This is a genomic window from Pseudomonas sp. B40(2017) (assembly GCF_002112855.1).
GTDB classification, from domain to species: Bacteria; Pseudomonadota; Gammaproteobacteria; order Pseudomonadales; family Pseudomonadaceae; genus Aquipseudomonas; species Aquipseudomonas pharyngis.
This window is the reverse complement of record NZ_NEIT01000003.1, coordinates 679662-693830: the sequence shown is the minus strand read 5'-3', so window position 1 is coordinate 693830 and position 14169 is coordinate 679662. Positions and strand designations below refer to the sequence as shown.

Annotated in this window: 14 protein-coding genes and 1 tRNA gene; 5 read left to right on the top strand and 10 right to left on the bottom strand. The window is 58.8% G+C overall.

The features are described from left to right. Positions 1-112: 112 nt before the first annotated feature. On the bottom strand, positions 113-562 hold the full coding sequence (locus tag CAF76_RS10495; RefSeq protein ID WP_064594868.1) for a hypothetical protein: 450 nt from the start codon (positions 560-562) through the stop codon (positions 113-115). A 349-nt stretch (positions 563-911) separates the two neighbouring features. Here CAF76_RS10495 and CAF76_RS10490 point away from each other — a divergent pair, with 349 nt between their 5' ends. From CAF76_RS10490 to CAF76_RS10480, 3 genes are all read left to right on the top strand, one after another. Then, positions 912-2000 carry an asparaginase gene (locus CAF76_RS10490; protein WP_064594866.1) on the top strand — a complete coding sequence of 363 codons (1089 nt, stop codon included), beginning with the start codon at positions 912-914 and terminating at the stop codon, positions 1998-2000. A 186-nt stretch (positions 2001-2186) separates the two neighbouring features. Beyond that, positions 2187-2456, top strand: coding sequence for a DUF1654 domain-containing protein (locus tag CAF76_RS10485; RefSeq protein ID WP_371855269.1), 270 nt, complete (start codon positions 2187-2189; stop codon positions 2454-2456). A gap of 4 nt (positions 2457-2460) precedes the next feature. Next, positions 2461-3150 (top strand): endonuclease, encoded by a 690-nt coding sequence (locus tag CAF76_RS10480; RefSeq protein WP_085648983.1) that lies wholly within the window; start codon positions 2461-2463, stop codon positions 3148-3150. Between the two features lie 54 nt (positions 3151-3204). Here the strand turns inward: CAF76_RS10480 and CAF76_RS10475 are convergent, their stop codons facing one another. Together CAF76_RS10475 and CAF76_RS10470 are read right to left on the bottom strand one after the other, a co-directional pair. Further along, a complete protein-coding gene (locus CAF76_RS10475; protein ID WP_085648984.1) occupies positions 3205-4107 on the bottom strand; it encodes a siderophore-interacting protein in 903 nt (300 codons plus the stop codon). Positions 4108-4194: 87 nt separating this feature from the next. Beyond that, entirely contained in the window at positions 4195-4560 is a 366-nt protein-coding gene (locus tag CAF76_RS10470) for an SPOR domain-containing protein (RefSeq protein ID WP_085612801.1), read from the bottom strand. A 250-nt stretch (positions 4561-4810) separates the two neighbouring features. Between CAF76_RS10470 and csrA the strand changes: the two genes are divergently transcribed. Continuing rightward, the gene (gene csrA, locus CAF76_RS10465; RefSeq protein WP_003179932.1) at positions 4811-5005 is read left to right on the top strand and encodes a carbon storage regulator CsrA; all 195 of its coding nucleotides are present in this window, start codon (positions 4811-4813) and stop codon (positions 5003-5005) included. 206 nt (positions 5006-5211) lie between these two features. Here the strand turns inward: csrA and CAF76_RS10460 are convergent, their stop codons facing one another. The 3 genes from CAF76_RS10460 to CAF76_RS10450 all read right to left on the bottom strand — a co-directional run bounded on the left by CAF76_RS10460 (position 5212) and on the right by CAF76_RS10450 (position 6744). Next, complete coding sequence (locus CAF76_RS10460) at positions 5212-5667, bottom strand: DUF2214 family protein (RefSeq protein ID WP_085612802.1); 456 nt, start codon at positions 5665-5667, stop codon at positions 5212-5214. Between the two features lie 375 nt (positions 5668-6042). After that, entirely contained in the window at positions 6043-6465 is a 423-nt protein-coding gene (locus CAF76_RS10455; RefSeq protein WP_085648985.1) for an RDD family protein, read from the bottom strand. Positions 6466-6667: 202 nt separating this feature from the next. Beyond that, positions 6668-6744 (bottom strand) — tRNA-Val (locus CAF76_RS10450). 184 nt (positions 6745-6928) lie between these two features. Here CAF76_RS10450 and CAF76_RS10445 point away from each other — a divergent pair. After that, positions 6929-8212: an FAD-binding oxidoreductase gene (locus CAF76_RS10445; protein WP_085648986.1), complete on the top strand. Its 1284-nt coding sequence runs from the start codon at positions 6929-6931 to the stop codon at positions 8210-8212. A 51-nt stretch (positions 8213-8263) separates the two neighbouring features. Here the strand turns inward: CAF76_RS10445 and CAF76_RS10440 are convergent, their stop codons facing one another. Genes CAF76_RS10440 through CAF76_RS10425 form a run of 4 tightly spaced genes read right to left on the bottom strand, consistent with a single transcriptional unit; the run spans position 8264 to position 13839 of the window. Further along, positions 8264-9235, bottom strand: a complete 972-nt coding sequence (locus tag CAF76_RS10440; protein WP_085648987.1) for an XdhC family protein — start codon at positions 9233-9235, stop codon at positions 8264-8266. A gap of 2 nt (positions 9236-9237) precedes the next feature. After that, positions 9238-10473 carry a cytochrome c gene (locus CAF76_RS10435; RefSeq protein ID WP_085648988.1) on the bottom strand — a complete coding sequence of 412 codons (1236 nt, stop codon included), beginning with the start codon at positions 10471-10473 and terminating at the stop codon, positions 9238-9240. Positions 10474-10475: 2 nt separating this feature from the next. Then, the gene (locus CAF76_RS10430; protein ID WP_007956473.1) at positions 10476-11015 is read right to left on the bottom strand and encodes a (2Fe-2S)-binding protein; all 540 of its coding nucleotides are present in this window, start codon (positions 11013-11015) and stop codon (positions 10476-10478) included. Next, positions 11008-13839 carry a xanthine dehydrogenase family protein molybdopterin-binding subunit gene (locus CAF76_RS10425; protein WP_085648989.1) on the bottom strand — a complete coding sequence of 944 codons (2832 nt, stop codon included), beginning with the start codon at positions 13837-13839 and terminating at the stop codon, positions 11008-11010. The genes CAF76_RS10430 and CAF76_RS10425 overlap by 8 nt, the downstream gene beginning before the upstream one ends. Positions 13840-14169 lie beyond the last annotated feature (330 nt).

Here is a 14169-nt window from a genome sequence, read left to right as displayed (position 1 = left end):
AAGACCGCGCAAACGTTTGCGTAGACCGAACTATGCGAATCCTGCCGACATTTGTCAACGACTGAAAATCTGCATTTTTTGTAGGGCGAATTACCGTCACCACCCCCTTTTCCTAGGCGGTCGTGTTGATCACACCGCCGCTGCCGGACCCCTTGGCCATCTCACGAACCAGATTGCCGGCCACTTCCATGAGTGCAGCGTTGGTGTCTGCAATCTGCCCCTGGATCGACATGACGACTGTCGTCTTGGCTTCTTCGGTCGGATAGCTGGCCGCCTGCGCCGCGGCCAATTGCTGTTGCTGCTCCTGCAATTGCTGCTGCAACTCCTTCATGCGCTTGAGCAGTATCTTGATCGTGATGCTTTGATTGCCACCGCTTTCGGCCGGCGCCTCCTCCTGCACTGGGCCGCCACCGGTTCTGACTTGCTTCGTATCGCCAGCGTCTTTGCCCAGCGCTTCGGCCGCCGCTTGCTCGTTGGCCTCGCTCAGGGCATTGATCGTAGCGGCTGTTTTTCCGCCGATGGTAACCGCGCCGGGGTTTGGCAAACCGATAGTCAATGACATTTGAACTCCTGAAAAATTGGATCCCTATAAAGGCGCATCGGCCAGTGCGCCGTTTTCTTTAGCACAGATCCGAAAACCGGCCAGCTCACCCTGCGGACGAAGCTCGTAGTCCTTTTCGGTGAGCCGAACGAGAAAACAGCCCGCGTTCGGAAACCCGGATGAGCGAGGGAGGATCAAAACCAATCATCGAATAAATCTTGATTTAAATCATGAGGTTAAACATTTCTCTCAAGCACAGTACGACTGGTACAGATCCTGCTCCCTCCCTGCACCCCTGGCATTCAGATCGGCCCGGGGCGCATCTAGATGAACCTGCATCAGCACCGTCTCACTACTAGAGAGAAAAATAATGACATCTGCTTTGAAGAATTTCGTTCCGGGCGCTTTGGCCCTCCTCCTGCTCCTGCCAACCGCCCTCCAGGCAAAAGAAGCCGAAACTCAGGCCAAGCTGGCCAATGTAGTGGTACTGGCCACCGGCGGCACCATTGCCGGCGCGGGCGCCAGCGCGGCCAACAGCGCGACCTATCAAGCCGCGAAGGTAGGCGTCGAACAATTGATCGCCGGCATTCCCGAACTGAGCAAGCTGGCCAATGTGCGTGGCGAACAGGTCATGCAAATCGCCTCGGAAAGCATCACCAACGAAAACCTCCTGCAACTGGGTCGTCGCGTTTCCGAACTGGCCGACAGCAAAGACGTCGATGGCATCGTCATCACCCACGGCACCGACACCCTGGAAGAGACCGCTTACTTCCTGAACCTGGTGGAAAAAACCGACAAGCCGATCATCGTCGTCGGCTCCATGCGCCCGGGCACCGCCATGTCGGCGGACGGCATGCTGAACCTGTACAACGCCGTGGCCGTCGCCAGCAGCAAAGAAGCTCGCGGCAAAGGCGTACTGGTGACCCTGAACGATGAAATCCAGTCGGGTCGCGATGTCAGCAAGATGATCAACATCAAGACCGAAGCGTTCAAAAGCGCCTGGGGTCCGCTCGGCATGGTAGTTGAAGGCAAATCCTACTGGTTCCGCCTGCCAGCCAAGCGCCACACCATGGATTCGGAATTCGATATCAAAAACATCAAGAGCCTTCCTGACGTAGAAATCGCCTATTCCTACGGCAATGTCAGCGACACAGCCTACAAGGCCCTCGCCCAGTCCGGCGCCAAGGCGATCATCCATGCCGGTACCGGCAACGGCTCGGTTTCCTCCCGCGTGGTTCCGACCTTGCAAGCACTGCGCAAGGACGGTGTGCAGATCATTCGCTCGTCTCACGTCAATGCCGGTGGTTTCGTTCTGCGCAACGCCGAGCAACCTGACGACAAATACGACTGGGTGGTTGCTCACGACCTGAACCCACAGAAAGCCCGCATCCTGGCCATGGTTGCCTTGACCAAGACCAACGACAGCAAAGAGCTGCAACGGATGTTCTGGGAATACTGATCTGCCTTCGCCCGATCCATTCCTGATCGGGCACTGCTTTCACCCTTCGTCAACCTGACGGAGGGTGAAGCTCCCGCCTCCGCCAAAGAAAAATTACACCTGCGCGACACCAAAACCGGAAAACCGCTGTCAGAGGATTTTCTTGAATTTTAAGCAGTTGCGAAAATGCCTACAGTTAAATACTGTATGCACGTACAGCTTAATAAGGATAACCTCGTGGCCACTTCCCCTGATGCTCCTGACGCTTACGAACGCATGGGCATGCGCGTTCAAAAAATCATCAACTCCCCCACCGCACAAAAAGCCAAAGCCGCGCTGATCTTCCGCCTTCCAGACGAGCCGGCGGATGAATGGGAGCGCTTGCTGGAAGAGATCGACGAGAACGACAACGTCACCCTCGCCTACCGCGACGATGGTGGCGTACAGATTTTCTGGGTTGTGCCGAAGGAAGATTGATTCAATGATTCTGCGTTTTGCTGCTGTGCTGCTGCTGTTCATATCCATTGGCGCGCAAGCCGGTGCGCCGCGTACGTTCACCGAGGCCAAGAAGGTCGCCTGGAAACTGTACGCCCCACAATCCACCGAGTTTTATTGCGGGTGCAAATACACTGGCAACAAGGTCGATCTGGCCGCCTGCGGCTATGTCCCACGCAAGAACGCCAAACGTGCATCCAGCATCGAATGGGAGCACATCGTTCCCGCGTGGCAGTTCGGCCATCAACGTCAATGCTGGCAGGAAGGCGGTCGCAAGAATTGCACCCGCTATGACCCGAGCTATCAGAAAGCCGAAGCCGACCTGCACAACCTGGTGCCGAGCATCGGCGAGGTGAATGGCGACCGCAGCAATTTCAGTTACGGTTGGTTGCCGGTCGAAAAGGGTCAGTACGGCTCATGCCTGACTCAGGTCGACTTCAAGGCGAAGAAGGTCATGCCCCGCCCTTCGATTCGCGGCATGATCGCCCGCACCTACTTTTACATGAGCAAACAATACGGCTTGCGCTTGTCGAAGCAGGATCGGCAACTGTACGAAGCCTGGGACAAGACTTACCCGGTGCAAGACTGGGAGCGCCAGCGTAATCAGAGCGTGGCGTGCGTGATGGGACGCGGCAATGAATTTGTCGGCCCGGTGAACCTGAAAGCCTGCGGTTGATATCCTGATCAAAAGAAAAGGCCTTGAGCGACAAACTCAAGGCCTTTTTTGTGCTCAACCGCCGGACTTGTTGTAACGCCAGTAGCCCATCAGATTGAGTGATTCGCGAGGGATGCCACGCTCCTTGATCAGGTATTTGCGCAGACTCATGACCGCTGCTGATTCTCCGGCGATCCAGCCATAGAATCCCTCGCTGGCCGTTTCGGCGACCTCCCAAAGAATCTCTTCTTCGATGTCGACATCCGCCAGCTCGACCGCCTGCCCAACCGGCGATGCATCAACAGGCAACGTCGCCTGCCGCACGGCTTCCACCATCAACGTACCGGCAGCTGCCTGATCGCGGATCAGCCATTGCACCGAAAGCCCGGGCCAGTCAGGAACCGCCAACATGTCTTCACGACTGTCGACCTCAAAAAACGCCTGGGTCTGCGGCGGTTCAGCCAGTGTCGCCAGTTCTTCCAGAATCCCCATGGCGGCCGGCAACGCTGTGGAATCGGCGACCAGCAGAAGTTGCTTGAGCGTTTGCGGAGGTTTCCATTCAAATCCCCCCGCCTCTTGTGCCGTGAATCGGCTGTCGGGGGCGAGAATCTGCATCGACTCGCCAGGCTGTGCTCGCAAGGCCCAACGGGAGGCAGGACCGGTCTCGCCGTGCAGTACGAAATCGATATCCACTTCGCCTGCTTCGGCACGCAAGTGGCGGATGGTGTAGGTGCGCATCGCCGGGCGACGATCAACCAGCATCGAGCGGAAACGGGCGTACCACCCCTCCCCCTGAGAAAGCCTGGCGGGTGAGCCATCTGCTGCAGGGAAAAACAGCTTCACTCGCTGATCCGGCGCCCACGCAGCCATCTCGGTGACCGCCGAGCTTGCGAGGGTGATCCGCATCAAATGCGGGCTCAGTTGATGCTTGTGACGCAAAACAACGTCGAACAACTTGTAAGGATTGGCGGAGGCCATGCGGAGCTCCTTCTGGGTATCTTCAGTGATTGCTTTAAAAACGAATCACGGGGGACACCCTTTAGTCAGCTCCGCCGAATGGATCGCTTATTGAGCGACCGTGCGCTCGATCACCAGTGTTTCGATGTTCTGCTTCTTCGCCTTGATCAGCGCGGCGTTCACATCCGCCTGCCGTGCCTCGGCGTCAGCCTTCGAATTAAAAGGGCCAAGCAGGATCCGGGTCTTGCCGCTGGCGTCCTTGATGACGCTGGCCACAAAGGCATGCTCGATCAGCCAGCCGCTGAGGTCGCTTACGGCTTGGGGAGTTTCACCGCGCACTTCCAGATCCCACTGCGGCCCCACCGCAACAGGCGCCGCTACCACCGCCGGTTTCGCTTTTTGCGCATCCACACTCTTGCCTTCGCCACATCCTGCCAATGCCAGTGCCGCGACTACCCAGACCAATTTGCGCACAACGCTTCCCTCTGATTTTTCAAAGCGGCGATCTTAACATTCGAGAATACTTTCGGAGCCCCGCAAAATGGGCACAAAAGGACGAGATTGATGCTGACAGCCCCTGTATAGTTACGCGCTGGGAATTAATGCCGCTGCTGCGCGTCAGAAAGAGGCACCCAGACTTTAAGACTTCGCACTAATCTATACGTACCACCGACCTCTGCACTGTCTGAATCAGGTGCCCTACAAAGCAATCAAGGAGAAGACCATGCTGATACTCACCCGCAAAGTCGGTGAAAGCATAAACATTGGTGATGACATCACGATCACCATTCTCGGCGTCAGCGGCCAGCAAGTTCGAATCGGCATCAATGCTCCGAAGAACGTTGCAGTGCACCGGGAAGAAATCTACCAGCGCATCCAGGCTGGCCTGACCGCTCCGGACAAGCCACAAACGCCCTGAGCCCTACCGCAGTCAGTAGCCAGTTCGTTTGCCTGCGCGCAATGACTGGCTAAAGATTCAAGCGCCGTATTGCCATTCCCCCACCTCCCTGGTGACGGCGCGTGCCACGCCCCTTCCCGCCTCACCCTTCTCGCGACCGATACTAACTGTCATTCAAAGGGTTGGCTGTCGGATATTTCCGAATAGCGAATGGGAATCGCGCCGGCCTAGCCGAATGTAACGCCACGCGCCATTCCCGTGGCCGCCACGACCATCAATATCAATAGAAGCGCTTCAGCATGACTGATCCGCGCGAACACCTTGGCACGCCCCGTGTCAGGGATAGCGCCGCGCGCCTTAGCCACGCGCCACTTGATCAGAGTGATCATCGGCACCAGTTCCAGAAGCAGAATCAGCACAAACAACGTCATCTTCAGATGGAACAGCGGCTGATGCAGGTAGTAGTCGGTTCCCTTCTCATAACCGGCAAAGGCGCGCATGCCGCCGGAGATGAGCAGCACCAGCGCCGAGAGCCCCCAGACATTGTCGGCAAGCAATACGCGCCCGACCTCACCCGAGCCGGACGCCAGGCGACTGAAGGCCGTCCCACGCGTCAACACCGCCCAGAAGCCCATGGCAAATGCCAATAGATGAATCGCTGCAAGAAACCAGTGAACCAGCATTGATGAACTCCTGTCCGGCAGAGTTGAAATCAGCCAAACAGTAGTAGTCGAAAAAGTGTGGGCTTGCCTGTCACCCTTCCCGTAAAACAGAAGCGGGCGAGACGAGAGAATGGGCAGAGGTGCGGGAAAGGCAAATCGCAGGCAAAAAAAATCCCAAGCAGCTGATGGAAGCTTGGGATTTAAAAATGCATAAACCGTGGTGGTGAACGCGGGGCGGATAATACTGATTTTTCCAGTATGTAACAACGTATTTTTGATAACCGGTTGGTTCAATAAAACCGTAACCCATTAAATATCCACATTATTTTTAAGGTCGCCTACAACAATCGGCGACGAACGGATCAGAAAACAGGTAAAGCCCAGCCTGCCATTCTTTCACTTGTTTCTGATCACAATCGTAGACGCGAGCATGTCGCCCAGGCGCTTGCGCGAACCAAAGAAAATGAAAATCCAGTCAAAAAAATTAAGGAAAGGCGTCGTGATATTGCGGATAAAGGATTGATAGAGATTGCAGTTCAGATAGCTGCGCTCATCAATCACCGACATCCCCAGGATTTTTTTACCCACGCTCTGACCGTTCGGCATGGCATCGGAAAACAGGTAATACCCTCCACCCACGACCACTGCCAGCAACCCCACCAGGTCCCGAGGCAATCCTACAAGCTCTGCGGTCTTTGCTACGGCGAAGAACAAAAAGAAGGTGATGAAGGAATCAATGATTTGCCCTCCCCACCGGCGCCCCAGCCCAGCCAGGTTCTTGGGCTTGTGATAGGTGCTTTGTGTATTGCCGATTTCCATGTGGTGTCATTCCGTTAGTGCAGAGATACAGGCGTATCGGCACACACACGGCAATATTTAGAGGCATAACGCCATCACTTCATGAGCATCGCGAATTGGCGTTTGAGAGGAGTTTTGCAAAAGTTTTGCAAATCGCAGACAACAAAAAAGGGCCCACCTTTCGGTGAGCCCTTCTAGACCGCCCAGCAGAGCGGATTTTGTTTGGTAGGCGCGATTGGACTCGAACCAACGACCCCCACCATGTCAAGGTGGTGCTCTAACCAACTGAGCTACGTGCCTGCTGTGAGGCGGCATTCTACGGAATTCCGGAGGGGTGTCAACACCTTTTTTTCACCTAACCCTATGAATATGCAAAATATTTAATTTCGACCCGCCGCAAGAAGATTTCCCGGTGGCTGGCGGAGGTTTTTCAACTGGGGTAGGATCGCTGCACTCGTAAAATATATTAAACAGAGGCTGCAGGATGGCGAACACCCCTTACCCAGAGTCTTACTACGCGGCATCGGCCAACGCCGCACCACCACGTCCTGCCCTGCAGGATGACGTGGAGACGGATGTCTGTGTGATCGGCGCTGGTTATACGGGACTTTCCTCGGCGCTGTTCCTGCTGGAGAACGGTTTTCGCGTGACCGTGCTGGAAGCCGCCAAGGTCGGCTTCGGCGCCTCGGGGCGCAATGGCGGGCAAATCGTCAATAGCTACAGCCGTGACATTGATGTGATCGAACGCAGCGTCGGCCCGAAACAGGCGCAACTGCTCGGGCAGATGGCCTTCGAAGGCGGCCGGATCATTCGTGAGCGCGTCAGCAAGTACAACATCCAGTGCGACCTCAAGGACGGCGGCGTATTCGCCGCCCTCACCGCCAAGCAGATGGGTCACCTGGAATCGCAGAAACGCTTGTGGGAACGCTTCGGCCACACGCAACTGGAACTGCTCGATCAACGCCGCATTCGCGAAGTGGTGGCTTGCGATCAGTACGTCGGCGGCATGCTCGACATGAGCGGCGGCCACATCCACCCGCTCAACCTGGCCCTTGGTGAAGCCGCTGCCGTTGAATCCCTGGGCGGCACCATTTACGAACAGTCGCCGGCCGTGCGCATCGAACGCGGTGCCAAACCGGTCGTACATACACCGCAAGGCAAGGTCAGAGCCAAATTCATCATCGTCGCCGGCAACGCCTACCTCGGCAATCTGGTGCCGGAGCTGGCGGCCAAATCGATGCCATGCGGCACTCAGGTCATCACCACCGAGCCACTGGGCGATGATCTGGCGAAATCCCTGCTGCCGCAGGACTACTGCGTCGAAGACTGCAATTACCTGCTCGACTACTACCGCCTCACCGGCGACAAGCGTCTGATCTTCGGCGGCGGTGTGGTGTATGGCGCGCGGGATCCGGCAAACATCGAGGCGATCATCCGCCCGAAAATGCTCAAGGCCTTCCCGCAGCTCAAGGACGTGAAGATCGACTACGCCTGGACCGGCAATTTCCTGCTGACCCTGTCGCGCCTGCCTCAGGTCGGACGCCTGGGCGACAACATCTATTACTCCCAGGGCTGTAGTGGCCACGGCGTGACCTACACGCACCTGGCCGGCAAGGTATTGGCCGAGGCACTGCGCGGACAAGCCGAGCGTTTCGATGCCTTTGCTGATCTGCCGCACTACCCTTTCCCCGGCGGGCAACTGCTGCGCACACCGTTTGCCGCATTGGGCGCGTGGTACTACGGACTGCGCGACAAGCTCGGTTTCTGATGCGCAAAAAAGGGGCCGCTGAAAAGCGGCCCCTTTTACATCCAGCTCCAATCACAACTGATCCCGCGCAATCCCGCTGCGAATCCGCAGGATATCCGCGAGCACCGCCAGAGCAATTTCCGCCGGCGTCTTGCTGCCCAGGTTGAGGCCGATCGGCGCATGAATTCGCGCCAGCTCGCTCTCCCCCAGCCCGCCAATCCGGCGCAAACGCTCGAAGCGCTTTTGTGAAGTCTGCAACGAACCCATCACGCCGATGTAAAACGCCTCGGTGCGCACAGCTTCCATCATCGCCAGATCGTCGATGCGCGGATCGTGGGTCAACGCCACCACCGCCGTATCACGGTGACAACCGCCATCGGCGATGAACACCGACGGCAATTGCCGGCGAATCTCCACGCCATTGAGCACCACGTCTTTCAGCACTTCTTCACGCGGGTCGCAGAGGATCACTTCGAAGCCGAGACCGACCGCGAATTCCGCACAGGCCTGCGCCACGCTGGAATACCCCGCCAGCAGCAAGCGCTGAGCAGCCCCGATGCGGATCCGTACCCGGTCGATTTCACGCTCGATTCGCGCGCCCTGCTCGTGATCGGTAAACAGGCTACGCGCACCAGTAGTCAGATCGACCTCGCGAATCAACCGGCGCTGCCCGAGCAACGCCGATTCGAGCTCACGCAGGTGCGCCCGCACCTCGCAGCCGGCGTCAAATTTCTCTACCAGCACATCGAGAATGCCGCCGCATGGCAGGCTGACCCGCGAACGCGGATCGTCACCTTCGCCATAACGCACGACGTTGATCGCATCGAGAAACGCACCTTCGGCGACGCGCTCGAGAAAGTCTTCCTCGACGCAACCACCGGACAGCGACCCGATCCACTGCCCGCCGTCGTTCACCGCCAGCAGCGAACCTGGCGCGCGAGGTGCCGAGCCGTAGGTGGTCAGCACGGTGCAGAGCCAGATGCGTTGCCCCGCCGTCGACCACTCCAACGCCCGTCGAACCACTTGCAGATCGAGATGCTGCATGATCAGTGCGCCTTGTGCTCAACGGAAGGCGCATCAGCCTGCAGCTTCTGCACATCACCAACCGCCAGCTCGGCCGACTGACCACCCCAACCCTGACGCAGGTAGTTCAGCAGATCGGTCAGTTGTTCGGCACTGAGCTTGTCGGCAAAACCCGGCATCGGCTGCATGTGTTCGAACCCGGCGAATTTCTGTTCGCCGATGCCATCCTCGATCACGCGCAACAGGTTGCGCGGGTCTTCCAGACGCAACGTGGTGTTGCCGCGCATGGCCACCGCGATGTGCGGTTTGCCCTCGCCACCGGCCGCGTGACAGCCGGCGCAGACGTTCAAGTATTCCTGACGGCCGCGCTGGGCGCTGACACTGAGTTTTTCCACCGGCACTTCGGTCAGCTCTTTCGCCGCCGGAGGCCTGTCGCCCAGCAGGAAAGTCGCCATCGCCGCCAGATCCGGATCATTCAGGCCCTGGGTGCTGTTGTGGAACACCGGGAACATCTCGTTGAACATCGTGCCTTGGGCGCTCATGCCGTGCTTGAGGAACGTGCTCAGGTCTTGATGATTCCAGCCGCGCGCCGCCAGATCAGTGGCGAGCAGGCTCGGTGCCAGATAACCATTGAGGATGCCGCCGGTCAGGCGCTTGTCCAACTGCATCGCGCCCGGCAGGCCACGTGGTGTATGGCATTCGCCGCAATGGCCGAGCACTTCGACCATGTACTGGCCGCGTTTCCAGGCGTCGCTTTTGCCTTCGGCAGGCTCCAGCTTCAAGACTTTGCCGTACATCATGTTCCAGCCGATCAGGCCCGGACGCACGTTGAACGGGAAGCTCAGACTGGTCACCGGCGCGGCGCGCTCGATCGGCTCGACGGTTTTCAGATACGCGTGAATCGCATCCGAATCCGCACGCGGCATCAAGTGATACGAGGTGTACGGCATCGCCGGGTACAGGTTGGCGCCGTCACGCCGCTTGCCTTCGGTGAGCGCGGCGAAGAACTCTTCATCGGTGTAGAGACCGATGCCGTGCTCCTTGCTTGGAGTGATGTTGGTGCCGTAGATCGTGCCGAACGGCGATACGATCGGCAGGCCGCCAGCAAACGGCGCGCCGCCGGGCGCAGTGTGGCACGCCATGCAGTCAGCCGCGCGGGCGAGGTATTCGCCGCGCTTGACCTGATCATCCGCGTGCGCCGCCAACACAGGCGCAGCCAGCCCGACCGCCAGGGTCAGGCGGGTCAGTAATTGCTTCATGCTTAACCCTCCTTGACCAGGCCGAGATCGGTCAGCACGTTGCGGGTGGCGTTGTAGTAACGCACGTACCCGGTGCAACGGCAGACGTGATGGCCGAGGCTGTCCTCGATGACTTGCTCCAGTTTGCTTTTGACGATTGGCTGGCGTTGCAGCTTTTCCACCAGCACGGTCGCGGCGTTGACGAAACCCGGCGCGCAGTAGCTGCACTGGAAGGCGAATTCGTCGACGAACCGCTGCTGGATCGGGTTCAGCTCGGTGACCTGGCCTTGCTCGTCACGCTTGGCGTGGCCTTCGATGGTGCGGACTTTCTTGCCCTCGAAGTAATGCGCGCCGGTGATGCAGGTGCGCACCTCTTCGCTGGTGCCATCCGGGTTGTCGACGATCACCACGCAGGCGTGGCAGATGCCCTGGCCGCAGCCCAGGCGCGAACCGGTGAGGTTCTTGTATTCGTGCAGGTAGTCGATCATCGGCAGGTCATCAGGGATGTCCACCGGACCGACGGATTGACCGTTGAGGGTCAGTTGAAGCGGACGGTTAGCCATTGAGGGCCTCCTTGATGCGCACAGCAGTGATTGGCAGATCGCGAACACGTTTACCGATGGCGTGGGCCACGGCGTTACCGATGGCACCGACCACCGGAATCATCACCACTTCGGCGATGCCTTTGGACGGGTCGCTTGGGGACAGCGGCGGCAGGATTTCCGACGTCTGCTTCCACACCGCCACATGGCGCGCCATCGGCAGGCGATAACGGTTGAAGTTCCAGTCCCCCTCCCCCGGCCCGCCTTCGTACAACGGCATCTCTTCCATCAAGGCGTGACCGATGCCCATGGCGATCCCGCCTTCGAGCTGGCCGCGAACCAGTTCTTCGACCAGCACCCGTCCGCATTCCAGCCACGAGTGATGGTTGAGCACTTCGACTCCTGCCGAACCTTTGTTGACCTTCAACTCGACCAGCGTTGCGACCGGGCTGTAGTAGGTCACGGCGGCGTTGTTCAACTGGACGACCGGATAGGCGATGTTCTGCCGATCCAGCAGGTGGAAACCGGCGCTGGTCATCTGCGCTTTCTTCGCCTTAGGGGCGCCGTCGCCGTACTTCACCGCCAGACCGTCGAGCGGCAGACGCTCGCGCACGCCATCGATGCTGTATTCGGCCTCGGCCCAGCTCCAGCGGTTGAAACCGTGAACCGTGGCGCCAGTGACCAGACCGCGCTCGTGAGCACGCTTGGCCAGCTCTTCGAAGGTCAGTGGCTGCATGCCGTTGGCGGTCAGTTTGCCGTCGACCCAATGCGCATCTTCGCGACGCACCACGTAAGGGTTGGCCTGGCCGCCGTACGGACCCTGACGCCAGATCTCCAGCGCCGCCGGCCACAGACCGTGGTTAAACAGCACGCGCGCCGCTTCACGGGTGGCGTGGCTGAAGTAGTAGGCGGAGTTGGTCGCGGACGAGGCCGATGCCAGCTTGCCGACCCAGCGCGGGTTGCGCAGGAAGTTGTCCTGTTCGGCCTGGCTCATGATGTAAGGGTTGCCGGCGGTGACCAGCTGCATTTCATTCCACTCGGTTTCACCGGTCTTCACGTCGTGAGCCGCGCTACCAAGGAAATCCGCCACCACCAACGCTTGCGAGGTGGACATGCCGGTGCCGATCTCGATACCGATGTGACGCAGGGAAATGCGCCCCTCAGCGGTGAACTCGATGCTGGCCATCGGCGCTTCGGAACCGGTGCCGAAGTCTTTCTGGCAAATGGCGAAACCCACGCCATACCAGTTGTCCGGATCCGCCGCTTCGCGCTGCTTCTTGATCGCGTCGCGGTTTTTCCAGACTTCGTGCAGCGAAGCCTTGTCGAGAATCTCGTGCAGGCGCAATGCACCGGCCGGGATCGCGCCCTGGGTGTTTTTCATCCCCGAGCGCAGCGCGTTCTTGCGGCGCAGATCGATGGCATCGACACCAAGGCGATCGGCGATTTCGTCGACCATCATCTCAGTGGAGGCCATGCTCTGCAGCGTGCCGTAGCCGCGCATCGAACCCGCTTCAACCGCTCGGGAATGGTAAGCGGTGACCTGCAGGTCGTTCTGCGGCATGTAGTAGATCGACTGCGCCGCCGTAGCGCCAACGGCCGCTACCGACGGGCTGTAGTTGATCCGGCCGCCACCGTCGACGCTCATCTCGGCACGGAAAATCTTGAAGCTATGATCGGTCTTGTCCACTGCCAACTGGTAGCGGATGTCGAACGGGTGACGCTTGATGCCGCTCTGGAACTGCTCGTAGCGGTCGTTGGCCAGGCGAATCGGCACGCCTGCGCCATACAACGCCGCCAAAGCTGCGTAGTAGACGAAAATATTGTGGTCCTTGGAGCCGTAGCCGACGGTGTAACCCGGGTGCATGTTGAGGTTCGCCAGGCCAAAACGCGACGGCCCGATCATCTTCGCGGTCTCGGTGGCGGTTTCCAGCGGGCACTGAGTGGCGACGACGAAATGCAGGGTCTTGGTCGCCGGGTCGTACCAGCCGTTGCCGTTGTCCGGTTCCATCGCGGCCGGTTCGATCGACGGGGTCTTGTAACGTTCGTCAAACACCAGCCAGTTGTCCGGCGGGGTGTCGATCTCTTTCTTCATGCGATCGGCATAGAACAGGCCGCGTTCGGTCAGGTTGCCGTGCAGGTTCGGTTGGGAATTCCACACCGGACGACGGTTCTTCAGCATCGGGAACAGGATCGAGTCCTTGAGGCTGGCGAACTCGTCGTCATCCGCCGACGTCGGGCCACCGACGCGCACGTAGCGGAAACTGCCATAGGGATCGCCTTCGTAGAACGGTACTTGCGCACCGTAACGAATCGCTTTGTCATTGAATTTGAGTTTGTTCTTGGCCTGGCGGAAACGCTCGAAGTCGTTCCAGATCAGGATCGCAACCGGGTGGCCGATGAACATCGGCACCTTGCCTTCCGGCAGCAGCGGATCCGGCGCGTGCTCTTCCGGGAACACGATGCCGTCCTTGTCCAGGTCGGCGGCGGTAACGATACGATCAGGCTGCAGATCGGCGCCGAGCCACGACAGGTCGTAGCCTTCGTAGATACGGTCAGCCTTGATGGTTTTCAGCAACATGGCGTGGCCTTGCTGCTGGGGCCAGCCCGGCATGTCCTTGGAACGGATGTCGCGGGCAAACACTTTGCTGCCGCAGACCTTGGACAAGGCATCGTTACGCTGGCGCGCCTTGCCGTTGTTGCCGAGCCACTGCTCGGACGGCACGGTTACGCTGTTTTCCATCAAGGCACCGAGCGCCTGACTGCTGAGCGGCGTGAGCGTAACGCTCACACCCGCCACCAGCCCGCCCTGAAGGAACGAGCGCCGGGATATTTCACGGTTGGACATGGATCATCCTCTGGGCGGTTATGGATCCGCCCTTCTGGTTATCTACTGGGAATCTCGAGTCTTGCAGAAGCCCTTTTTGACGAAGCAAAGGGCGTGATGACAGTGCAAAGCTGACCGAAAGGTTAACTTTATAGGTTTCTGAGCTCGCAGCAAACAACCAGTTACAAAAATTTGACTAAAGAATCAAAAAATCAATGCGGCATTGCATCGCAGCGACTCGGAGACGCAGGTAGATTGCCCGGCAGCATCGAACGAGCCACGGCTAGGGTTCGTCGCCGGCTACAAGGGAGGAATTTGGGAGAGGTCAAATTTCAGACACAAAAAACCCCG